The 23041-nt window shown below is 69.4% G+C and carries 19 protein-coding genes and 3 pseudogenes; 9 read left to right on the forward strand and 13 right to left on the reverse strand.

The window, feature by feature from the left end; genetic code table 11:
• Positions 1-118: 118 nt before the first annotated feature.
• From CP975_RS35570 to CP975_RS00435, 4 genes and pseudogenes are all read left to right on the forward strand, one after another.
• Positions 119-943, forward strand: a pseudogene (locus CP975_RS35570) (PP2C family protein-serine/threonine phosphatase); the annotation flags it as partial.
• A 205-nt stretch (positions 944-1148) separates the two neighbouring features.
• The gene (locus tag CP975_RS36485; RefSeq protein ID WP_425474218.1) at positions 1149-1283 is read left to right on the forward strand and encodes a hypothetical protein; all 135 of its coding nucleotides are present in this window, start codon (positions 1149-1151) and stop codon (positions 1281-1283) included.
• 117 nt (positions 1284-1400) lie between these two features.
• Positions 1401-1691: a DUF6000 family protein gene (locus CP975_RS35480; RefSeq protein ID WP_281292901.1), complete on the forward strand. Its 291-nt coding sequence runs from the start codon at positions 1401-1403 to the stop codon at positions 1689-1691.
• 1436 nt (positions 1692-3127) lie between these two features.
• Positions 3128-3529: pseudogene (locus CP975_RS00435) on the forward strand (transposase); the annotation flags it as partial.
• On the opposite strand, the pseudogene CP975_RS36490 reads toward CP975_RS00435, so the two are convergent.
• The 7 genes and pseudogenes from CP975_RS36490 to CP975_RS00470 form a co-directional block, all read right to left on the reverse strand.
• A pseudogene (locus CP975_RS36490) lies at positions 3515-4682 on the reverse strand (IS110 family transposase). The pseudogenes CP975_RS00435 and CP975_RS36490 sit on opposite strands and share 15 nt — an antisense overlap.
• Before the next feature lie 205 nt (positions 4683-4887).
• Complete coding sequence (locus tag CP975_RS00445) at positions 4888-6372, reverse strand: glycoside hydrolase family 5 protein (RefSeq protein ID WP_167532649.1); 1485 nt, start codon at positions 6370-6372, stop codon at positions 4888-4890.
• 437 nt (positions 6373-6809) lie between these two features.
• On the reverse strand, positions 6810-7868 hold the full coding sequence (locus CP975_RS00450) for a tartrate dehydrogenase (protein ID WP_055528370.1): 1059 nt from the start codon (positions 7866-7868) through the stop codon (positions 6810-6812).
• 73 nt (positions 7869-7941) lie between these two features.
• Positions 7942-8826, reverse strand: a complete 885-nt coding sequence (locus tag CP975_RS00455) for a LysR family transcriptional regulator (protein ID WP_055528379.1) — start codon at positions 8824-8826, stop codon at positions 7942-7944.
• A 211-nt stretch (positions 8827-9037) separates the two neighbouring features.
• Entirely contained in the window at positions 9038-9706 is a 669-nt protein-coding gene (locus CP975_RS00460; RefSeq protein WP_425474219.1) for an HNH endonuclease family protein, read from the reverse strand.
• Between the two features lie 141 nt (positions 9707-9847).
• Complete coding sequence (locus tag CP975_RS00465) at positions 9848-10282, reverse strand: nitroreductase family deazaflavin-dependent oxidoreductase (RefSeq protein ID WP_055528368.1); 435 nt, start codon at positions 10280-10282, stop codon at positions 9848-9850.
• Complete coding sequence (locus CP975_RS00470) at positions 10279-10887, reverse strand: NAD(P)-dependent oxidoreductase (protein WP_055528367.1); 609 nt, start codon at positions 10885-10887, stop codon at positions 10279-10281. The genes CP975_RS00465 and CP975_RS00470 overlap by 4 nt, the downstream gene beginning before the upstream one ends.
• 59 nt (positions 10888-10946) lie before the next feature.
• On the opposite strand from CP975_RS00470, the gene CP975_RS00475 reads away from it, so the two are divergent.
• Positions 10947-11336 (forward strand): winged helix-turn-helix transcriptional regulator, encoded by a 390-nt coding sequence (locus CP975_RS00475; RefSeq protein WP_199782903.1) that lies wholly within the window; start codon positions 10947-10949, stop codon positions 11334-11336.
• Between the two features lie 130 nt (positions 11337-11466).
• Positions 11467-12093 carry a hypothetical protein gene (locus CP975_RS00480; RefSeq protein ID WP_342787886.1) on the forward strand — a complete coding sequence of 209 codons (627 nt, stop codon included), beginning with the start codon at positions 11467-11469 and terminating at the stop codon, positions 12091-12093.
• A gap of 150 nt (positions 12094-12243) precedes the next feature.
• Here the strand turns inward: CP975_RS00480 and CP975_RS00485 are convergent, their stop codons facing one another.
• The 4 genes from CP975_RS00485 to CP975_RS00500 form a co-directional block, all read right to left on the reverse strand.
• The gene (locus tag CP975_RS00485; protein ID WP_150476441.1) at positions 12244-13365 is read right to left on the reverse strand and encodes an SMI1/KNR4 family protein; all 1122 of its coding nucleotides are present in this window, start codon (positions 13363-13365) and stop codon (positions 12244-12246) included.
• A 73-nt stretch (positions 13366-13438) separates the two neighbouring features.
• On the reverse strand, positions 13439-14017 hold the full coding sequence (locus CP975_RS00490) for a dienelactone hydrolase family protein (protein WP_055528376.1): 579 nt from the start codon (positions 14015-14017) through the stop codon (positions 13439-13441).
• Positions 14018-14404: 387 nt separating this feature from the next.
• Entirely contained in the window at positions 14405-15400 is a 996-nt protein-coding gene (locus CP975_RS00495) for a GlxA family transcriptional regulator (RefSeq protein ID WP_070321159.1), read from the reverse strand.
• A gap of 167 nt (positions 15401-15567) precedes the next feature.
• Positions 15568-16437: a S1 family peptidase gene (locus CP975_RS00500; RefSeq protein ID WP_055528364.1), complete on the reverse strand. Its 870-nt coding sequence runs from the start codon at positions 16435-16437 to the stop codon at positions 15568-15570.
• Between the two features lie 143 nt (positions 16438-16580).
• On the opposite strand from CP975_RS00500, the gene CP975_RS35585 reads away from it, so the two are divergent.
• The 3 genes from CP975_RS35585 (at position 16581) to CP975_RS00520 (ending at position 18821) form a co-directional block, all read left to right on the forward strand.
• On the forward strand, positions 16581-17726 hold the full coding sequence (locus tag CP975_RS35585) for a GlxA family transcriptional regulator (protein WP_246201358.1): 1146 nt from the start codon (positions 16581-16583) through the stop codon (positions 17724-17726).
• Positions 17727-17802: 76 nt separating this feature from the next.
• The gene (locus tag CP975_RS00515) at positions 17803-18414 is read left to right on the forward strand and encodes a TetR/AcrR family transcriptional regulator (RefSeq protein ID WP_055528362.1); all 612 of its coding nucleotides are present in this window, start codon (positions 17803-17805) and stop codon (positions 18412-18414) included.
• Entirely contained in the window at positions 18411-18821 is a 411-nt protein-coding gene (locus tag CP975_RS00520) for a DUF6069 family protein (protein WP_070321158.1), read from the forward strand. The genes CP975_RS00515 and CP975_RS00520 overlap by 4 nt, the downstream gene beginning before the upstream one ends.
• 243 nt (positions 18822-19064) lie before the next feature.
• Here the strand turns inward: CP975_RS00520 and CP975_RS00525 are convergent, their stop codons facing one another.
• Together CP975_RS00525 and CP975_RS00530 are read right to left on the reverse strand one after the other, a co-directional pair.
• Complete coding sequence (locus CP975_RS00525) at positions 19065-21470, reverse strand: penicillin acylase family protein (RefSeq protein WP_055528373.1); 2406 nt, start codon at positions 21468-21470, stop codon at positions 19065-19067.
• Positions 21471-22514: 1044 nt separating this feature from the next.
• Complete coding sequence (locus CP975_RS00530; protein WP_150476442.1) at positions 22515-22925, reverse strand: hypothetical protein; 411 nt, start codon at positions 22923-22925, stop codon at positions 22515-22517.
• Positions 22926-23041: the final 116 nt, after the last annotated feature.

The following is a 23041-nucleotide window of genomic DNA, read 5'->3' on the forward strand; positions in this document are numbered from 1 at the left end:
CGTCCAGCGCGCCCGCCTGATGGGCTACCAGCAGGCGGGCGAGATGCGGGCGGAGCTGGAGGAGTTGCGCCGGCACAAGGCGTCTGCGGAGTCGAAGCGGTCCGCACCGGACCCGTTCATCGTGCCGCCACGGCCGGTCGAACCGCCGCGGTATCCGCGGTATGCGCTGACCACACGGTTCGCGGCCGGATCGCACAAGGGCCTGGTCCGCGAGGGCAACGAGGACTCCGGATACGCTGGTCCCCGTCTCCTCGCCATCGCCGACGGCATAGGCAGACAGGCCGCCGGCGAGGTCGCCAGCTCCGAGGTGATCTCCACCCTCGTTCAGCTCGACGACGACGTACCCGGCTCCGACATCCTCATTACACTCGCCACGGCCGCGCAGCGCGCCAACGACCAGCTGCGCATGATAGTCGAGGAGGCCCCGCAGCTGGCGGGCATGGGCACCACCCTCACCGCCCTGCTGTGGAGCGGCCAGCGGTTCGGCTTGGTCCACGTCGGCGACAGCCGCGCGTACCTGCTGCGCGACGGCGTACTCACGCAGATCACACATGACCACACTCTCGTGCAGCGCCTCCTCGATGACGGCCGCATCACCGAGGAGGAGGCGACCACCCACCCGCAGCGAGGCGTGCTATTGCGCGCGCTGGACGGTGGCGAGCGCGCCGAACCCGATCTCTCGATCCGTGAGGCCCGGGCCGACGACCGCTACCTGATCTGCTCCGACGGTCTCTACGGCGTCGTATCCCACCGGACCCTGGAGGACGTGCTGGTCGCCTATCAGTCACCGCACCACACCGTGCAGGAGCTGATCCAGCTTGCCCTGCGGGGCGGCGGCCCCGGCAACATCACCTGCATCGTCGTGGACGTCCTGGTCGAAGACGAGACCGTGTACTCGCAGGTCGACGACATCCCGGTCGTCGTCGGCGCCGTCGCCGAGAACTAGCAACACCTTCTGTGACCCCGCATGAAGCCCTGCGCCACCTCGTCCCCCTCGCCGCTGTCCTGGCCGTCACCTGCTGTTCCGCCGTCGCGGAGGCCGGCACGGCGACCGGCTCGGGCCCGGGACCGGCGACACGGACAAGCCCGCGACCGGGCCGGACCACACCAAAGTCGGCGGGTTCGAATCAGCTGACGCAGGGGCTAGTTTGACGTTCCCGATGCAGGCATCGGCGTTGCGTATGAACGGCTTTGTGGTCTTCAAGGGCCGCCCTTGCAAAATCGTCGGCATGCCGTCCTGGAAGACCGGCAAAGGCGACCAGGTCAAGGTCCCCCCTTTCTGATCATTCCGGTGTGTATCGGCGCTACTTGCGTGTGCATTGCGGGATCTTCCGCCTGGCAGAGCGCGATAGCTTCGCGCGTGAACCTGCCCAGGCTTCAGAGGCCATCACACCCTGCGAATTCGGACTCCCTGGCTGATCGCGATAGCCGGCCCCACCGCCTTCCGCCCACGACTGGGAGAACTCCTCCTGGAAAGCGCGGCCCCGTACGCAGGACGTGCGTACTGCATCGCCCTGGCCACCTTCAGGCCCCCACCCGACGCCGACCTCTTGACCGCCTACCTCAATCGCTACCTGGCCTGCCCCGACCTGGGCTACGACCAGACATCCGCCCTTGGCACCCTGCTCCACCTCGACACCGCCCAAGGCACCGACCATGCGGCCCGCTTCCTCACGCCGGTCGGTCCCTGACAGCGGTGGGCACGCGAGCGGCCCGCAGGGCATGAGATCGGGGCTGCCGAATGCCGGGAGACCATGGCCCAGTACTGCTCCTTCGTCCAGATGAGCGCCCGGCACCGCGCGGTGCACTGGTCGTGAGGTTCGGCCAGGTGCCCCAGGGGATCGTCCGCTTTCGGGTATGCCTGTGCCGGGCCGTCGAGCGCCATCTCGACACCGCAGTACAGGCCGTCGGTGAAGACCACCGGGTGCTGCGTCCTCGGGCCCCCTGACGGCTTCCGCGTAGACGGTGCGCTGTCGGTCGTGCCACTGCGCCTCGCGGGCGGTAGGGGTCGAGGTGAACACTGGCCGCTTGGGTTCGGCACGGAGCTTCGGGACGGCCACGAGGCGTGTCAGCGGCCGGTCCTCGCGCACGGCGTTCGATGCGGAGACCAGGTAGGACAGGTGGTGCGCCCACGCGATCCGGCCTTCCTTGGCGCGTTCGGAGGTGACGCGGGCGCGCGGGCTGCGGATGGGATGGCCGCTGGAGAGTGCGATGCCGTCGCCCAAGCGCTGGAAGAGCCAGGCGCACTGACTGGGGTCGATGACGTTGAAGAGGAAGTGCGACGACCTGTGTCCGTTGACCCGTTCTGGAGCACTCCCAAAGCGCGCGAGTTTGCCGAGCAGCGGTGCCCCAGCGCGCTCATCCGTCTCGGCCGCGAGCACTGCTCCTGGACACTCGCCACCCTCCGCGACCGGCTCGACTGCGCACCCGCAACGGTTTCCCGACTGGAGCGGCGCAAGAGGGTCGTCGACCTGGACCTGGTCCGCCGCGCCGCGCAAGAGGTCGGCGTTCCGCGACACATCCTGATGACTTTCCTGGCGCCACCCGCTCCGACGGTGCCGACGGCCACTAGAGGGACGGCCAGTCCGCACGCCCGTACTCACAGATGCTCTGTACCTTGGCCTACACGGGAACCCGAGCTGGTCACAGAGCCGAAGCCCTTTCGATGACCGAGGAGAGCCGACACGCCGCCCGTCGGCTGCTGGCACTCGCCCCGGCCGGGCTACTGTTCCCCACCAGCCCCGCCGCCGTCGACCTGTGCACCGTTTGGTGTGCACTGGGCGCTCGGAGATGCCGGGGTCGCCCCGGAAGCCGGGAAGAACCTCCGTCCTGACCAATTCCCCACCGCTGAACGCAAGGCCCGCCTGGGCGCCGACATGGCACGCGCCTGGTGGGCTTGGGGACGACCAGAGCAGACCGCCCATTCCCTCCTCTACGCTTACCGAACCAGCCCCGGCGAGGTCCGGGACCGCCCCGCGACCCGCATCATCATCGACGAGTTGGCAGAACGCCACCTTCGCACCACCGGTGTCGGAAACTGCACACCGTCACCAATCGGCAGGCCTGTTTAGGGCCTGTCCGACGGGTCAGGTAACCCGCCCGTTGGCCGGTTCGCTCTGTCCGGTGTGGGCGGGGTGATCTTTCCGATGACGAGTGGGCTCAACTCGAACCAAATCTGCCCAAGAGAGTTGGGCGAGGCCAACGTTGGCAGTGTCATCGGCGCGTGATCAATGGGATTCAACTCCGACAGCGCACCGCCCTGCCATGGCGAGTTCTTCCGACCCGCTTCGGGAAGTGGAAGACGGTCTACGACCGCCCTCGCAGATAGTCCGCGGATGGCACGTGGGAGCGTTTCCTACGGATGGCCCAGGCGAACGCCGACGTCGAGGGGCGAAACGACTGGAGTGTGGTGAGCGTGGATTCGACGGTGTGCCGCGCCCATCAGCATGCTGTCGGAGCTCATCACCGCGTGCCCGGGGTAGTGGGGCGCCGGCGCCGTCCGGCCGAGCATCGCCTAGACGAGGGGCTCTAGAAGGCAAGTACGTGCCCTACCGATCCACCGGACAGGCTCTAAACCTAGCCATCGATAGACCTCGCCGTAAGCCTGGGAAGCGGAGCATGTTCTCAGGCTGACCATCGCGGAGAGTCGGAAGGCACGGAGCAGGCCGCGGTGATAGAGGCGCGGACGACGCATGTTGCCGCTGACGCGGCCGGAGTCTCGCGGCATGGGTGAGAGGCCGACGAAGGACGCGAGGCGGTCGGCCGTGCCGAAAGCCTCCAGGTCTCCACCAGTGGCGGCGATGAACTCGACGCCGAGGAGGGTGCCCATGCCCGGCCGGGATCCGGATCACCGTTACGTGTCGGTGCTCGTTGAACCGGGCCCCGATAAGCGCGTTAGTTTCAGCGAGTTCCTCGTCGAGGGCCAGCACGCCCTTGGCGATGCGGGCGACCATGGCGGTCGCGAGAGTCTCTCCCGGCAACGGCAAGGCGGTGTGCTGGGTCTTGGCCGCCTCGACAGCTGTCTCCGCCGAGCGCGAGGGCGTTGTTCGCCCTGCGGTTCTTCAAGTTGGGTTCCGATCCGCCTGGCCCCGCTGCGACGGATCGCGGCCGGCAACTGGTAGCCGGTCAGTAGAACGACCGGGCCCTTCTTACTCAGGTTCAGCCCGCACTCCAACACCAGCAAGAACTCGAGGAGTTGACTGCGCAACCGGTTGGTCTGGCGGGTCCGGTCGTTGACAAAGTCGAGGTGGCGAGCGGTCAGAGTGCGCAGGTCGACGGCTATCTCATCACCGGGCCGCAGGAGACCGAGGTCCTGGCGCATGCGTGCCTGGTCGGCGATGACAAACGCGTCCTTTTCCTCCGTCTCGCCCTGGCCGCGGTAGGCCGTCGACACCTGGTGCACGGCCAGGCCGGGACCAGCGGCTGCTCGTGGCTGAGCAAGAGGCCGATAGGCAGGGCGGCGCCACCGTGGTTGATGTCGTCCACCGCCCACAGGGCTCCTCGGCGAGCGCGAGCACCTCTGCGATCAGCTCCAGTAGGGCCGGTCCGTCGTTGAAGACTCGGTGTGACAGGAGGCGGTCGCCGCGCTCGCAGACCACTACGCAGTGGTGGTGTTCTTTGCCGATGCCCACTCCGGCCCAGATCCAGGGCGCGGTCACCTCCGCCAGCTCGTCGTCACACATCGATCCCGCAGACGACCTCGCCGACGTTGTCCTACACAGCGATCGGGTCGCGTATCCCCATGAGCGGTCGAGTCGTCGCGGGGCTCCGGGCAGCCACGTTCTTTAAGCCGTCCAACGGCGACAAGCTCACAGCCCTACCCAGAACCCCTGGGTCCGCCGATCTTACGAATGACCGGATCACCCACGCTTGGAAGGTAGGGCAAGCTCAGCCCCGGCGGTCGGAGCCCGGCCGCACCGTCACCTCCACCTCCGCACCACCGAACGCCCACACGCGCACCTGTCGCGCCTGCCCGGGCGGCACACTTCGGGCGCTGGAGTGTGCCGTGCGGCCCGACACCTCGATCCGCCAGCCGGTGGTGCTCGGCGGCAGGGACAGCACCGTGGTGCCGGGGCGGCGAGTCGACCGGTAGGCGAGGCGGTACGTCTCGCGGGCCGGGACGTAGGTGTCGGCGCGCACGGTGCCCGCTACCGCCGGGGCGTACGGCGTGGCGGTGCGCTCCTTGTTCGTACGCAAGCGGCCGTCGCGGTCGAGGGCGCAGTAGCCGCCGCCGTAGCACCAGACGTAGGCCGCCCAGCCCGAGGAGTAGCGGGTGAAGGAGGCGAGGGCGTCGTCGTGGAAGCGGCGCATGTTCGGCAGGCCGCTGTTCAGCGGGCCCCACTCGCCCACCACGACGGGAACCGAGTGCTCGCGCGGGTACGCGGTGACGGCGTTCTCGTACGCCGTGATCCAGCCGGCCGCCGGGTCGTAGTCGGCGCCCGCCTCCATGGCGGTGTTGTAGAAGTGCGGGGCGTAGACGACGCGTTCGTCGGGGACGCGGCCCAGGCCGGTGGGCACGCCTTCGCCGACGATCGGGGTCGGCTCGATGAACAGGTGGTTCGAGCGGTCCCGGGTGCGGATGGCGGCGGCGAGGCGGCGGTACATCGGGGTGAGCTGCGTCGCCTCGATGCGGCGAGCGGCCCTCGCCAGGTCCTCGCCCGCGCGCGGCTCCCCCATCGGCTCGTTGATCAGGTCGTAGCCGAACACCGCGGGGTGCCCGCCGAAGCGGTCCGCCAGCAGACGCCACATGCGGGCCTGCGCGCGCCGCAGGTCCGCGTCCTCGTAGAGGTGGGTGAAGGCGCGCTGGACGGCGGGTTCGAAGTATTCGGCGAACCAGTCGTCGGGGTGCGGAGTGAACGGCAGCCCGTCGGTCCGCGTCGCCCACACCGGGATCCCGCGGTGGCCGAACGCGGGCCCGAACACGTCCTGGTGAGCGTCGATGACGACGTGGACACCGTGCTCGTGCGCCCAGTCGAGGATGCGCCGGATCTTGCGCAGGTACGACTCGCTGTAGCGACCGCGCCGCGGCTCCAGATCATCCCAGAAGACCAGCAGGCGAGCGAAGTTGAAGCCGTGGGCCCGCAAGTCGGCGAAGTGCCGCTCGGTGATCGCGCTGAGGGCGTCCGGGCCGTGGTGGACCTTGTCCTCGACGTTCCAGCCGCGCAGGGTGAGGGTGCGTCCGCGGGCGTCGGTGAGGCGGGGTATACCGGCGGCGGTGGGGGCGGCCGCGGACCCGCTGCCGGAAGAGGCTCCCGTAACGGCGCCGGAATCGGTGCCGGTGCGCCCGCTCTTCACTCCCCCCGAAGCGGCGGGAGCCAGGCTCGCACCGAGCAGGGCGGTCGCGATCAGGACGATCAGGGTGATTAGGGCCATCGGGCCGACGTGCTGCCGCCTGCAGCGCTTGCCCATGATGACCTCCGGCACTCGGGGACGCGCGGTACGTACGTGTGTCCGATCGGCACGCACTGTATTACCAGGAACCGCCTGCACAGACCAGCGAACCGACGACGCGGGCGGCCGGGAATCTCACGCCGCCTCGCTCAAGGTGCCACCGCGCTCACCTCGGCCGGTAGTCATGCGCCGGGGTGACCAGCGGCCCTTTGTTCCCATGGGGCAACACCGATACGTGACAAGCCAGTGAGGAACGGGTTCCATCGTGCTTCTCCTCGTTGAGGAACCGGGGGGCGCGGCCGGAGACGGAAGGATCCTCGCGGGCGGGAGGGGCGGCTCGGGGGCGAAGGGTGCGCGAGCGCCCGGAGGCGAGTGGGCTGTGTCGTCCCTGCTGCCGCAAAGAGTGCGCAGGTTCAGGTTCAGAGGACTTCGAGAAGCTTGTCGGTGAAGTCGGCCGTGGAGGCGGTGCCGCCCAGATCCCGGGTGCGTACGTCGGTCTTGGCCAGGACCGCGGCCATCGCATCGGTGATGTCCTTGGCCGCTCGGGGGTGGCCGAGGTGGTCGAGCATCATGGCGGCCGACCAGATCGCGCCCAGCGGGTTGGCGATGTCCTGGCCCGCGATGTCGGGGGCCGAGCCGTGAACCGGCTCGAACATCGAGGGGAACTCCCGCTCGGGGTTGAGGTTGGCCGCCGGGGCGAGACCTATGGACCCGGCCACCGCGGCGGCGAGGTCGCTGAGGATGTCCCCGAAGAGGTTGGAGGCGACCACGACGTCGAAGCGGGCCGGTTCTAGGACGAACTTGGCCGCGAGCGCGTCGATGTGCTCCTGGCCCCAGCCGACCTGCGGGAACGAGGCGGCCCGCTCGGCGACGAGTTCGTCCCAGAACGGCATGGTGTGCACGATCCCGTTCGACTTGGTGGCCGAGGTCAGCCGGCCCTTGCGCTGTTCCGCCAGCTGGAAGGCGTAGTCCAGCAGGCGTGTGACGCCGGCCCGGGTGAACACGGCCTCCTGTACGGCCATCTCGTCCGGGAACCCCCGGTTGAGCCGCCCGCCGACCTCGCTGTACTCGCCTTCCACGTTCTCCCGGACGACGACGAAGTCGACCTCCCCGGCCCGCGCCCCGCGCACCGGGCTGTCAATGCCCTCGAAGACTTTGATGGGCCGCAGGTTGACGTACTGGCGGAAGCCGCGGCGGATCGGGATCAGCAGTCCCCACAGCGAGACGTGATCGGGCACCCCGGGATGCCCCACCGCGCCCAGCAGGATGGCGTCCTTGTCGCGGAGCTGGGCGAGGCCGTCGGCGGGCATCATGGCGCCCTCGCGCAGATACCGCTCGCACGACCAGTCGTCGTAGGACGTATAGGAGAGGGTGAAGCCGTGCCGGCGGCCGAGGACGTCGAGTACCTGCTGCGCGGGGGGCAGTACTTCGGCGCCGATGCCGTCACCGGGGATGAGGGCGATGCGGTGGTTCGTCATGCCTTCGATTCCAGCAACACGCCCAGCCAGACGTCCAAGACCGAAACCGGATCTCCCTTATAACGGCCGCCTATCAGTCGGTGCCGGTGGGGACGGCCATCCCCCAGAACGCGGCGGCCGCCGGGGACCGGATACCCCTGCGGCTGATCAGCGCGACACTCAGCGCGGTCGCGGGTTCGATGTCCAGCACGTCGGCCCCCGCCCGCCGGGCGATGTCCCGCCAGGAATCCGTCACGACCGCGAGCCCGACCCCGGCCAGCACCAGGGGCAGCAACGCGACCCGGTGCTCCGTCTCCGCCGCCATGCTGAAGTCGATGCCCTGGTCACGCAGGGAGTCGACGTACGCCCGCATCCCCGTCCCGGGCTGTCCCACGATCAGCCGCTGACCCGCCAGTTCCTCGCACGCCACCGCTTCCCGGCCGGCGAAGGGCCCGCCCGGGGGTGCCACCAGCACAAACCGCTGCTCCGCCAGCACATGCGCGCAGACCTCCGTGTACGGAACACTCCCGGCCGACGCCAGCAGTCCTAGCTCCGCAGCCCCTGTCCGCACCGCGCCGATGACGTCCCGAGCCGTGAAGGCGGCCTTGACCGACACCGTGACGCCCGGATGACGCTGGGCGAAGGACCGGATCAACGACGTCAGAGGCTGGACCGCTTGGGACGGCATCGACGCCACATCAAGGCGCCCCGCCCGCAGCTCGCGCACGCACGCCACGCTCGCCCGGGCACCTTCCAGGCTCCGCACCGCCGCACGGGCCGGCTCGATCAACGCCCGGCCTGCCTCCGTCAGCACAGCACGGCGCCCGATCCGATGGAACAACTCCGTACCCAGATCACGCTCCAGCGCACGGACAGCCTGCGACAACGAGGGCTGTGACACGTACAGCGCCGAAGCCGCGCGGTTGAAACCCCCGCGGTCGACGACGGCCAAGAAGTACTCCAACTGCCGGATATCCATGACTTCGATCTTCACTGGCCAAAGAAGTGCCCTCCGCTGCGGGGGCCAGGCCCGCCAAACCAGCGTGCCGCCCAGACCGGCGCAACGCGGCCGCGCAGGTTTTACTGAGAGGAGGGTGCACGGCCGCATGGCAGTACACCCCTTCGCTCTCCTTCTGATTTTACGAGACGGGACACTGCTGCTCTCCCCCGCCCTCCTCAAGTGGCCACGCTCAGCCGACGGGCTCGTACTCCACCGTCTCCTGCCCGCACCCTGCGGCCAGCTCCCGCAGAGCCTGCCGTTCGGCCTTGTCCACGGACAGACCCCACCGGAGCTTGGTCGCCACCCAATGGTTGGTGTAGGTGCAGCGGGCATCCGCCAGCGGCGGCTGCCACTCGGCCGGGTCCTGGTCGGACTTCGAACGGTTGCTGCGCGCGGTGATGGCCACCAGCGACCGTTCGTCGCCGAGGTCGTTGGCGTAGGCCGTGCGGCGCTCCGCGTTCCAGGCGCTGGCACCGGAGTCCCAGGCCTCGGCGAGCGGCACCGTGAAGTTGATGGCCAGAACGCGGGGTTGGGTGAGCGTCTGGCCGTCGTAGTAGGAGAACCACTTCCCCGCGGTGACCTTGCAGCCCGCTCCGATGGCAGGGGCGGTGCGGGACTCGGTGATGAGGACCTCCTCACGGGTATCACACCCGTCCCGGTCGTCATCGGTCCAGTGCTTGAAACGGGAACGCTCGTACCCTTCCCGCGACTCCGCGGCCATCGGCAGCGCGGCGACCGCCTGCTTCAGCGTCATCGGAAGCGCGACCAGGTCGGCGTCGGCGGCCGAAGGGGATGCCGAGGTGAGGGGCAGGGCGAGGAAGGCTGCGGCCAGGGCCGCGCGCATACGGGGTGCGATCACAACCTGGTGATACCGGGGCCCGCCGGCCGCCGGGGACAGTTCGGGTGGAGTGTCACCCGGGCGAGCCCAAAGGTCATACTGGCCGACCTTCCGAGGACTGGTCTCGCCTCCCCCGGCAGCCCACGGAGCGTCGGGCGAGCGTCAGTTCGCCCGACTCGCCGGCGCGACCACGACCAGAGGAATCTCCCGGATCGTCGCGGTGCGGTAGGTCGCATACGAGGGCGTGGCAGCCACCACCGCCGGCCACAAGCGGGCCGACTCGGGCGCCGTGGCAGGCCGGGCGGTCGCGGGGAAGGTATCCGCGCCGACCTGGAGGATGACCTCAGGAGAGGCCAGCAGGTTTAGATACCAGGCCGGGTGGCGGTCCGCGCCCCCGTTGGACGCCGTCAGGACGTAGGCGTCCTCGTCGTCCCGGATGTACGCCAGCGCCGTACGGCGCAGCAAGCCGGACTTGCGGCCCCGGGTGGTCAGAAGGAGATCGTTCACTCCGGGGCGGGGGCGTCCGCCGGTCTCCTCGAAACGGCGGATGTGATCGGCGACCCACGGGGTCGGGTTGTCATGGACCGTGCCGGTCATGCGACGGCCACCCCGGTGTGGAGCCGGTGCAGGGTCGGCGCCTCTACCGCCTCGTCCACCAGGGCCCGGGCGAAGTCGTGGGGCGTGATCAGGCTGTCGGCGGCGGCCGGGGCGAAGACGTACCCGCCCGTGGGCTCGCCCTCGTGGTCGAAGTCTCCCGCCGGGCTCAGCACCACCCAGTCCAGCGCTTGCGGCACGGTCTCACGCAGCGCCTTGGTGCCCGCGGCGTGGCCGAGGTAGAACTCCCGCCATTCCTGCGGGTATTCGGGGGTGTCCATCAGCAAGTCCCCTGTCTTGGTGGGCAGTACGGACGCCAGCCCGACCGACACCAGCCGCTTCACTCCCGCCGCCGGGAGCCCCTGTGTGAGGGCGCGGGCAACGGCCGGGAAGAACTCGCCGGGACGCGCCCCGGGGTCGTAGACAGCGACGATCGCCGCGTCGTGCCCGGCCGCGAGCCCTGCCACGGCGGCCGGGTCCGTCACTGATCCATCGGCCCGCCCTACTGCGGTGACCTCGTGGCCCCGCCGCCGGGCCTCTGCCACCGCGGCCCGGCCGACCCGGCCCCCCGCCCCGAAAATGACGATTCTGCTGCGCTTGGATTCCATGAGGGGGAGCGTAGGCCGGGGGGTGGTATCCGATCGGATACCGCCTTACCTTGTAGATCATGACGACGCCGCAGGCCGAACGGGCCTCTTTGGATCCTGAGATGTTCGACCCGGTCTGTCCGTCGGCGCTGGTGCCGTTCCGCGTGGGCGACAAGTGGGCGACGCTGATCCTGCGCTGCCTACAGGACGGTCCGCGACGCTTCTCCGAGCTGAAGGTCCCGCTGCGCGGTATCACGGCCAAGTCACTGACGCTGTCTCTGCGCAGGCTGGAGCGGGACGGCTTCGTCGTGCGGGAGGAGTACGAGGGCACCGAGCGCCGCGTCGAGTACGCACTCACCCTGCTGGGGCGGGGGCTGCTGGGTCCGCTGGACGCGGCCTGTGAGTGGACACGGAATCACTGGGACGAGCTGCTCGACGCGCAGGAGGCCGGACTGCGTAGCGGCGGCTGATTCTCAGCCAGGTGCACCCGGGGCCCTAGGAACAGACTGAGCAGCGAGCCTGCCGGGTCCGGCACGGGCCGTCCGGTGGCAGGCCCTCTCTCCCTCCATGTGCGAGATCCCAAAGGCTAGGGCCTGTCCCATGGATCTCCATGGCGTCGTGGTCACCTATGCTGACACGGCCTCTGTCGGCCTCCTCAGCTCCTCAAGGAAAGATCAGTTGACACCGCATTCCCTCGCGTTCTACATGGATGTGATCGCGTCCGGAACGGTCCTTGGTGCCAAGCCGACGGACAGTCCTGAGCAGGTCACCGCGATCCTGGGCTCCGACTGTGCCGAGAACTCCCTTGACGACCAGAGCATGTGGCGCGACTACGGAATGGTCGAGTTCTTCTGGGGCCGGGAATCACGGGACCATCCATGGGTGGGCCACCACTTCACCCTGCACGTGCATAGGCTTTCTTGGGGCGGCAGCACTGTCCACAGGGCGATTCGTGCGCGGTACGGCCGCTTCGACCGTCACCTTCAATTCGGCAAACTGGAGCGGCTGCTGGCCAGGCGCGGCGTACGCATGGAGGACGTCCCGGATTCCAACGCTCCGACCCACACTCTGCACTGGCAACCTGCCTCGCAGGTGTCCGTCAGGGTGTGGCGGTCTCCTGAGAGGGGCGAACGTCGGCGTGGCGGCGCACGTATCGGTGATGTGTATGCCATCTCATCATCGATGAGTGCCGAGCAGGTGGCCTGGTACAGGGCGCGTTACGGCTGACAGATTGCCGTCTGCGATGCGTCCCCCGCCCCCTACTGGCCGGGCGTGATGACGAACCCGAGCGGCCGGCGCCCGCCCTCACGGGACCCCGCTCCTCTGCCTGAACAGAAACCCACCTGCCAGGACGGTTGCGGTGCCACCGCCGGGTCATCAAAGCGGGGGCCAGGGACCGGCGAGCAGCCGTTCGGCCTCCGTGACGATCGCTTGCCCGCGTGTTCCTCGCTGGCTCGCGTTCCATTCGTTGTACGCATCGACCTCGTCGACAAGCGGCTGAAGAGACTGGGGCCGGGCCAATGCGCCCCAGCCCTCGTATGTGATCACGTCACCACCGGCTCCGGGGGCCAGACTCCCGTTCACGATCAGCCGGAGCCACCAGCGCACCAGCTCCCAGCGTGCCGCCTCCCAGGGGATACCGGTGTCGTCGCCGGGAAGACCCGCGGGCAGACCGAGTTCGGCCAGTACCTGGTCGAAGAGCGCAGCGGCGCTCTCGTGCTCGGGGCGTGACAGGCCGGCGAGCAGCGGAAGCGACTCCGTCTCGACGCCGAGAACCAGTGCCGTAAGCCCTGCTTCGATCAGCTGGTGCGGGCGGTGCTGTCGACCGATCAGGCGCTCCAGGGCCAGCATTCGCAGGTACTCGGTCGCCTCCTGAGCGCTGACGGCGTAAGGGGTGTGGGGCGTGGGCGCGGTGACGTCGATGCCGGGACCGCCGTTGACGAAGTACGACCAGAAACCGACAGTTGCGCGGGCCAGGAGACTGCTCGCCCGGCCGGTGAACTCGTGTCGTACGTAGTCGGAGAGGTCGTTCCCGTAGAGGATGATGTCGGTCTGGTGGACGGACAACACAGGGTGCCCGCATTCGTCTGCTGTGCCAGGCAGGTAGCGGTGGCTGTAGATGGGGATCAGTTGCGGTACGGTCGCCAATTCGGACCGTGCGATCTCCAGCGCGTCAGATGTCCCCGCGGGCCTCGGGCTCCAGGCGGGGTGCCAGAAGCCGTTGTGCTCGACGTCAAAGAGCACACCCTCGACCGGTTGGGAGAGCCACTCGGCCAGGTCCTCGGCGTCGCCGTTGCGCCAGTCCGGCCAGCTTCGTGACCCGTGTGGGAGCCCGGCGGCGAGGAAGACCCTGTGGTCCGGCGAGAAGGTGAAGCCGAACCGTGCCTCAACCGCGTCGAGTTCCCGCTCGCTGAGGCCCGGCCCGATCTCGGTTCGGAGCAAGCGCTGAAGGTCCCTGGCGGTTTCGAGGGTCAGCGGAGGGGGCGGCTGCGCGGTCATCCCGGCAGCATAAGGCCCGAGCGCTCTAACGGTCCTTACCCGAGACGCGGCGTCAGCTCAGGTCGTTGACTCCCTACTTAATGCGGTCGAGGAAGCCGAGCACCCGATCGTTGACCTGCATCGCGGCCTGTTCGTCGTAGGACGGAAGGCTGCTGTCGGTGAACAGGTGCCTGTCGCCGGGGTAGAGGAACAACTCCGCATCCGTCACCGTCTCGACGACCGTGCGGGCGGCGTCCGCATCACCCTCCCCCGCGAAGAACGGATCTGCGTCCATGCCGTGGATCTGAACTGGGACGTCTTGGGGCCAGGCCGCGCCGAACTCCGAGGCCGGGACGCACGCCTCAAGCAACAGGGCACCCTTTGCTCCAGGGCGAGTCTGGGCCAGCTTCTGCGCCGGCAGGACGCCGAGCGAGAAGCCCACATAGATGAGTTCCGCAGGCAGCCCCTCGGCGGCGACGGCTCCGCGCGCGGTGATCGTGCCGAACCCGACGCTCTCCGCATAGGCGGCGCCCTCCTTGAGGCTGTCGAATACCTTCCCTTCGTACAGATCTGGAGCGTGGACGGTGTGTCCGGCCCGTCGCAACTGCTCGGCGAAACCGCGAATGCCGGCGGTCAACCCGTATCCATGGTGGAAGACCAGCACCTCAGCCATGTTGCTCCCCTCGTCCTGCGGTGCCGGGTGGCACCGCGACACGAGTATGGACCGCAGCACTGACATCCACGGGCCTCGGCCGGGCAGGACCTGGCCGGTGGTCCCTGTTCGGGGAGGCGGACTTCGGGGGCTGCGACTCGCCGGTCTTGGAAGCGCAGGTTCGAGCGGGCGGCCGCTGGCCCAAGCTTCTGGGTTTCGGCATCCTCGGGGTGGGGGTCGCCCTCCTCACCGAGGTGATGGTCCAGTACTGGTGAGATCCGTGGCATGGGGCGGTCCCGGATCCGCCCAGCGCTCTGACGGCACAGCTGCATGACGGTCACAGCTACAGGGGCTCTCCGCCACGGCCCAACGCCCGCAATTACGCAGCGCACCAGGCGCCGGGTCCCGTTACTGGCGCGGCGGCTTGGACGGCCCGCGCGCGGGTGGGCCGCCCGCCGGGGCGTGGGCGCGGCGGTAGGCGCGGGGGGTGGTGCCGGTGAGGGCGCGCAAGTGGTGGCGCAGGGCGGTGGGCGAGGTGAATCCCGTCGCGTGTGCGATGGCCTCGACGGGGGTGTCCGTCTCGCGCAGCAGCCGCATCGCCTCGTGCAGGCGCGTACGCAGCACGTACTGGAGCGGGCTGAGACCGGTGTGGGCGCGGAAGCGGCGCGTCACGCCGCTGGTGCTCGTGCGCGCGTGGGCGGCGATCTCGCCGAGCGTGAGAGGGAGGTGGAGGTGTGCGTCGATCCACCGCAGGGTGGGTTCGAGTCCCGTGCTCTCGGCGACTTCCCGGTCGATGGCCTCCTGGACGCTGTCCGCGTCCGCGTGCAGCGGCGTGATCAGTTCCCGTGAGGTTTGTCCGGCGACCTGGCGGCCGTAGTCGCGGGCCAGCAGCCGCAGACAGACGTCCATCCCCCCGAAGACTCCGGCCGCCGTGCAGAACGGCCCGTCCTCAAGGACCGTACCGGCGGGGTCGACATCGATATGGGGGTAGAGCGCGGCCAGTTCCTCCACGTGCCGCCAGCCGGTCGTGGCCCGGCGTCCGTCCAGGAGGCCGGTGGCCGCGAGCGTGAACGTACCGGTGCCCACGGCGGCGACGCGGCCCTGTCGGGCCACCACAGCACGCAGCGCGGCCAGAACGCCCTCGGGGGGCTGTGCGGCGCGGGGACCGTCGTGCCCTGGAATTACTACGACGTCGGCGTTCTCGGTGCCTTCGAGACCGTACGGCGGACGCAGGGCGAGCGCCGGACCCGGGCCCCCGGTCGCCCGGAACCCGGGCGCCGCGCAGAGCCTGACCTCGTAGGACACGCCGGGGTGCTCGCGGCAGGCGGTAGCGAGGACCAGGCCGGGCGTGGTGAGGTGATGGCCCGGGGCCCCGTCGAGGGCGAGGACGGCGATCACTGGCATACCGGGAATCCAATCATCCGCGTGAGCCGGCCGGCGTCAGCCGCCCCCGTGGTCCGCCGGCCGGTATCAGCGCCCTCGCGCGATCCGCCGGCCAGTGTCAGCTGCTCGCGCGGTCCGCCGGCCGGCCCCCGCCCACAGGAGCGTCCGTCGGCTGCGTGAGTAGCTGGTCAGCCGCCCTTGTGGATCGTCTTGAGGATCCAGCTCTTGAACGCGGGCACGTTGGAGTAGAGGCCCGGCCCCGTCCCGCAGCCTTCGCGGAGGCTGCCAGGACCGGACGTGGCGCCGATCAGCTCCCAGCGGCCGTTCTTCGCGCGCTGGAGCTGCGGGCCGCCGGAGTCGCCGTTGCACGCCATGGCCCTCGGCTTCTGGCTGACGGTGCACAGCCGCGTCCTGCCAGCCCAGCCGGGGGCGCACTCGCTGGCCGCGCCCCTGCGCGTGTCCAGTTGCTGGAGGCGGTCGGGGAACTTCGCGTCCTCCAGCGAGGGCGCCTCGACGACCGTGCCGTAGCCAAGGATGCGGGTGGGTGTGCCGACAGGACCCGCCTTGTCGGCGATGCGGACGGGCTTCTGGGAGACGGGGCGCTCCAGGCGTATCAGCGCGAGGTCGTTCTTGTTGTACGTCGTTCCCGTCATGTCCTGCACATAGCCGGGCGCGGTGACGATCTTGTCGATGCTGCGGACGGATCCGCCAGTCGTACGGTGGTCGCTCCCGACGCGGATCGTGCCGGTCAGCGTGGCCAGCTCGGGGTTGACGCAGTGCGCGGCCGTCAGGACCCACCGGGGGTCGATCAGTGTCGCCCCGCACTGCGCGCCGTACTCCTTGACCGGCACCGTCGCCATGAACGAGTAGTGCTGCGTGGCGTCCTCGCCATTGACGATGGCGCTCGCGCTGCCGCTCATCACTGAGACGCCGAGGAGCGCGGTCGCGCCGAGCGCCGCAGCGCCCCGGGCGAGCAGTCGGCGCGCGGCGCGCCGGGTGGGGCCGGCAAGGCCGGAAGAAGAGGTCCCGGGGGCGGGAGCGGTGTCCGTGGCGTGCATGAACTGGCCTTTCGCGACAAGGGTGACGGAGGTGTGCGTGGGCGAGGCTGCTGTCCGCCTTCGTCCCGCCGCTCTGCGATCATCCTTCGCCTGCGGCCCCCGCAAACAGCGGCTGCGATGTCACCCTGGGCTAAATTCTGGACATGTCAGTGATCGCCGTCCTCGCCCTCGACGGGGTTCCGGGGCACCAGCTCACCGCCCCTGGACTGGCCTTCGCCACGGCGGCCAGGCACCACCACCCGGTCGCGTACGAGGTGCGGGTCTGCACGGGGCCGGGGTTCTCCAGCACGGGCGGACCCGCTCCCTTCGGCATCGAGGCGCCCTGGGGCATGGAGGGGCTCGAAGACGCCGATACGGTGCTGCTGCTGGGGCATGCGGGCTTCCGGGCCGCGCCGCCGCCCGGCGTAGGTGAGGCCCTGCGGGCCGCGGCGGCGCGCGGAGCCCGCATCGGCGCCGTCGGCACCGGCACGTTCACGCTCGCGGCCACCGGTCTCCTCGACGGGCGCCGGGCAGCCACCAGTCGGCGTCACACGAGCGAACTGGCGCGACTGCACCCGCGTATCGTCGTGGACCCCGAGGGGGCCGCGGTGTCCGACGGCCCCTTCCACAGCGCGGCCGGGGTACTCGGAGGCATCGATCTGTTCCTGCACCTGATCACCCTGGACCACGGCGAGCCGGTCGCCATCGAAACGGAACGGCAGCTCTTCCTGCACCTGCACGCAGAGGTGGAAGACGCCGACGGGGCTGCGCCCGAGGCGGGTTCGGGGTCCGCCCAAGGTGCCCTCACGAAGGGCGCGTCGGGGCCCGCTGAAGATGCCCCCGCGGAGGTCGGCTCGCGAGCGGATCCAGGTGCCCCCGCCAAGCCCGCGCCGCGAGCCTGCCAAGGTGGCGCTGCCGAGGCCGCGTACAACGCCATCACCCCGCCCGGCGGCAGCCTCGAACCGGTGACGCGGTGGATGGAGGCCAACCTCCACCACCCGCTCACCCTCAACGACATCGCGGGCCGGGCACAGCTCGGCGTCCGCAGCCTGACCCGCCGTTTCCGCGCCGAGACGGGACTCACCCCGCTCCAGTACCTGCTTCGTATGCGGATCCAGCACGCCCAGCGGCTCCTGGAGCGCACCGACGACCCGGTGGAACGCATCGCGGCCCGCAGCGGTCTTGGCACACCCGCCAACCTGCGCCACCACTTCCAGCGCGCCACCGGCACCAGCCCCACCACCTACCGCACGGCGTTCCGTGCGCTGGTCTCCGGCATCACCTGGCCCGACCGTCCCGATCAGCCGTAATCACACCGGCAAGAAAGGATCGGAGTGAGTGCTCACTCATTGACGGAGTGAGCACTCACTCCGTACTCTCGCAGTCATGACAGCACCCAAGGAGAACCAGACCGGCCGCCGCCGCGCCCCCGGCATGTCACCGCAGGAGCGGCGCGCAATGATCATCCAGACCGCGATCCCCCTGATCGCCGAATTCGGGGCCGCGGTGACGACCGCGAAGATCGCCCGCGCTGCCGGCATCGGCGAGGGCACGATCTTCCGGGTCTTCGCCGACAAGGACGAACTGCTACAGGCCTGCATTGCCGAGGCGCTCTCCCCCGAGCACGCGGTCCGCGAACTCGACGCGATCGACGTATCCCAGCCGCTGCCCGACCGGCTTGCGGAGGCGGCCGAGGCGCTGCAAGCGCATATGGCCAGGATGGGCACCATCATCGGCTCGCTGGGGCATCACGGCGGCAAGCACCCCGGCACAGTGCGCGGGGCGGGCCGTGACGAGTCGACGACCCGCATCCGCGCCGCCCTCGCGGAGCTGCTGGAGCCCGACAAGGCCCACCTGCGCCGGCCGCCGGAGCAGATCGCGGCCCTCTTCTTCGGGCTGCTCTTCACCCAGCCTCGCACGGAGGACGAGCCCGACCTGACCCCGCGGGAACTGGTGGAGGTCTTCCTGCACGGGGCGCTCTCGGGGGACGCCAAGTGAGCGCGCGGAGAGGGCGCCTGGGGGTTACGGCCCTGGCCGTCCTGGCCCCCGTCCTGGTGTGGCTGGTCGCGGACCCCCTGCTGGGACATCGGCTGCGGATAGCCGACGGCGAGCAGAGGCTCGACATCGGCGCCGTGCCCGTGGCGGTCCTCGCACTGCTCGCCTCGCTCTGCGGCTGGGGACTGGTGGCCGCCCTGGAACAGTTCAGGGCGCGGCGCGCCCGCGCCATCTGGCATGGGGCGGCCGGCGCCGTACTGGCCGTGTCCTTCCTACCGTTCATCGGTGACGGCATGGACGGCGCTACCCGGATCACCCTGGCCCTGATGCACCTGGCAGTGGCGGCCGTGCTGATCCCGGGGCTGGGCGCCAGACCCTCCGAGGCGAGAGCCACAGCTGCTCAGGGGTGACCGCCGGCACCAAGTACGCGGCGAACAGCACCGAATGGCAGCAGCCTGCTGGAGCGACGCCAGGCCGGGATGACCGTCACCGTGCCCATCACCACCGAGATGAACAGCGACACCCGGCGGTCGGGCCCAGGCCCAGGCCCAGCAAGAGATTCCCCGCCCCGAGAGACCGTCCTGCGGGGACGGTCCCTCGGGGCAGCCGGCCGCCGCGCTGTCGCGGCCGCCGGCGCCCGTGGTGCCGGTCGCTCACGCCGGGTTGAGCGTGATCCTTGTTTCCGCGTTCTCCGCGATCGCTTCCTTGCTGTAGAGCAGCGGGAAGTACTCGCCCGCGTTCCACTTCGCCGCGAGGTCGGCGTAGTGCGGGCTGCGTTCGTCCCCGGACTGGCCCGGCGCGTTGATGACGCGCGAGTCGTCCCAGGAGCCGACGTCGAGGGCCATCTTGAAGGTCGGCCCCGCGATCTGGATCCTCGGGAAGCGGTTCGGGAGGTACATTGACATGCGGACCGTGTGGTAGGTGCCGTCCGCCTGGGCGCCACCTACGTACGGGCCGCCGAGCGGGCGCATGAACACATGGATCTGCGCCGAGCCCCAGCGCCACTTGGCCGGATCGGCGCCGAGGTGCCCGCTCACCTCGTCGTACGCCTTCGGCAGGGTGTCGAGGATCAGCTTGTCCCGGGCCTGGGCGCCCTCCTTGCCGAACCACTCCTCGGGCTCGGCGAAGGAGTCGGTCACGACGCGGAAGTCCTGCATGAGCTTGCCCTGGGTCAGGTACTGCGCGGCCTCCTTCGGCAGCAGCGTCTGCGCCCACGCGGGGTAGAGCACGTTGGTGATCCAGGTCTCGAAGAGGACCGCTCCCGCGGAGTCCTTGCTCGCGACGCCGTCGTAGCCGCGCAGCAGGTCCAGCGCCTTCTTCGTCGTCGGGTCGGAGGACTCAAGGTCCTTCAGATACGGCAGGATCTCGGAGACCGCGAGCGACTTCACGTCGTTCTGAAGATCCATGGTGTCCTTGACGGAGGTACCCGACTGCTTCGACAGCACCTCGTCGATCCGGTCCTTGCGGTAGTGCTCCGACCACTCGTATCCGAGCGCTTCCTCGTCGCCGGGGAAGTTGTACTCATTGGCGGAGCTGACAAAACCCGACTTCGGGTTGCGCGTGACGGGGAACTCGGCGCTGTTCCTGAAGCCGGCCCACTCATAGCGTCCGTCGCCGGGCACCGGAAGCAGCCCGTCGTAGCCCTTGCCCACGCGCTTGGGCGAGAGCGCGCCGGGCACCCACCCGATGTCGCCCTTCTTGTCCGCGTACACGAGGTTGGATCCCGGGGCCTTCCAGTGCCGTACGGCCTTGGAGAAGGCATCGAGGTCCCCGGCCTTCTGGAACCTGAGGCTGCCGAGATAGGCCGAGGTGCCCGGCTGCGTCCAGACCGTGCGCACCGCGTACGCCTTGTTCTTCGCCTCGTCCACCTTGACGACCGGGCCGTGCCTGGTGAAGGAGAGCGACGACTTCCGCGCGCCCTCCCCGGCCACCGGGATGTCTTCGTCAGCGGTATTCATCGATACCCAGCGGCCGCCGTAGCGGTACTTGGTGGGGTCCCCCGGCTTGAGGTCGTACACGTAGAGGTCCGACTGGTCGGCGGCCAGGTTGGTCAGGCCGAACGAGATCTTCCCGTTGTGCCCCATGCTGACCCCGGGGTTCCACGGCTCACCCGCGCCGATGATGTTCAGGCCGGGGGCGGAGAGGTGGGTGATGTAGCGGTTCGAGGGCGCCGAGGTGTTCGCCCGGTGCGGGTCACCCGCGAGGATGGGCCTGCCGGTGGAGGTGCGCCGCGGCGACACCGCCCAAGCGTTGCTGCCGCCCATCCCCTCGCGCAGCGCCGGGACCTCCTCGGGCTTCTTCTCCATCTTGCCGTTGTTGAAGGTCACCGGGGTCGTGGCCAGCTGGTATGTGGCCAGGACATCGTCCGGGAGCGAGCACAGGTCGAGGCCGTCGGGCACCTTGGGCTTGTGCTTCGGCTCGAGCTTCGCCAGGTACTTGCTCGCGTCCGGCCCGCCGAGACACATGAGCTTCGCCCGGGTGACCTCGTTGGTGAGGTTGCTGACGAGGCCGTGGGTGCGGATCCGCACCAGGTCCTCGGGCTTCCAGCGCGCGGGCTTGTAGCCGAGCTTGCGGAACTCCTCCGGCACGGCGTCCGGGTTCTTCTCCAGCCAGTCGACGTAGGCGTTGACGCCGGCCGCGAAGCGGGTCGCGATCTCCTTGGCCTCCGGGCCGTAGCTCGCCCACTCCTTGTCCATGTCCCCGCGGTAGAGGAACAGCCGCGCGGCCCGGTCCTGCTCCACATAGTTCTTGCCGAGCACCTCGCTCAGCTCACCGAGCCCGCTCCGGCGCCAGGTGTCCATCTGGAAGAGCCGGTCCCGCGCGGCGTTGAACCCCTGTGCCTGGAAGAGGTCGCCGGTGGTGGACGCGGATATGTGGGGCACCCCCCACTTGTCGACCGTCATGGAGACCGGCTCCGCAAGGCCCGGCACCGCGTAGGAAGTCTCCGGGACCTCCCCGGAGCCGGACGGGTCCGGGCTCTCCGCAGTCGCCGACAGCGGCACCACCAGGGGCACCGTGAGGGCGGCCGCAGCCAGCAGTATCTTTATGGGCGGTCTCATCTCGACCTTCACCTCGGGGACTTGGAGCGGATAGAGAACACCTCCGGAGGCCGGCATGGGCCAACTGCCCGGAAGTCTCCTCACTTTAGGAGTGATCGTTTGCTCCGCCCCACCCCACACAACCCCACACTGGCAGCACGGCGCTTGGCGACTGTCAGTCACTCATGAACACCGACCGGGACCGCGGACCAGCGCGCCGCACAAGCCAGATGACGGGCCATCACATAGTTGTGGACGCGCGCGAGTGGTGCTTCACGAGAGCGCTGTCCAGCAGGCCGACCACGACGGCCGCGGACACCGCCGGGCCGAGCCGCGAACGGCGGGCCAGCCCTCCGGTTGCGCTCGGGGCATCTGCTTGACTCCGCCGCCGGACGGCCACCTCACGGGCGGTGGCCCTGATGGACATCGCCCGTAGAGGTCTGTTCTCCGCTCTCCGCGCTGTCGGCGGCCGGGCAGCGCGCAGCTCGCCGTGGTCACTGCCTGCCCCGATCTGCCAGACCAAGTCGGGCGGGCACCCCGCTCCTCGCAAGCCATCGAAAACCCGTCAGCGACAACCGCGGACGCCTCACCGTCAGCTCCTACATCTGGACCCGCGCCACCGAAGGCGAGCACGACTTCGCCCCCTGCCTGTCACGCATCGCCCCCGACCCAGCACTACGCGCCGTCTGGACGCCCCGGGAACGCACCTGGCCAAGGTGGTCGACAGACGCTGAGCCTGAGCGTGATGGGCAAGGTCAGGGCCGCGCGGTCCGGAACGCCAGATACCGACTGAAGGCTTCGTGGCTGCCGGGGGTGCAGCGCCAACTCTGGGGCCGGATGCCATGGTGATGGGGTCGCCGGAAATGGCGCGTGCTCCCCGTGCATGCGGGGATGTTCCCGATGCGCACGACGACATGGCACGGCACCGGGTCCCCGCCTCAGCGGGGATGACCCTCATGACTAGGACGCCCGCCCCGCCCGCCGCGCGCTTGACGTTCCATGACCATTGGCCCCCGGCGTCTGTGACGTCTGAGGGCCAATGGGATCCGCCGTGGCGATGTGCAATTACGGCCGGAAATACTCTGTGGGGCCTGACCACGAGGCAGTATGAGCGTTGTAGAGCCAGACTCCGACCTTTGTAATACCCCCCGGATATGCCGAACCATCGAGGGTGAAGTTGTAAGGCACGGTCTCATTGACTGCGAACTTCCCCTGAGTGGGGCGGTTCTGGGAATCGACCAGCATGCCGCCCACCCACGCTTCGAATCCTACTTGCGTTCCCGCGCCGCCGATGTTCTTCACCTCTCCTTGGACCTGAACGGAGCGATTGAGCCAGGTGAAGCTACCCCGGGCCGAGTGTGTACCCAGGCCGGAGGAGACTTCGAAGGTGGTGGTAGCGGCGAGGGCGGGGCCTGCGGCGAGCATGGTGACCGCGGCGGCACCCACCAGAGTGGCACCAACTTGCTTTAAACGCATGAAATCTCCTTACACCCAAGGGAGTCGTGCGTACATCAAGAATCTACGCCCTCACGATTTCGCGTCTAGATCAATTCAGGTCACGATGCCGGTGCCCGAAAAGCCCGGCTGCATTG

The organism is Streptomyces alboniger, from assembly GCF_008704395.1.
Classification (GTDB): Bacteria; Actinomycetota; Actinomycetes; order Streptomycetales; family Streptomycetaceae; genus Streptomyces; species Streptomyces alboniger.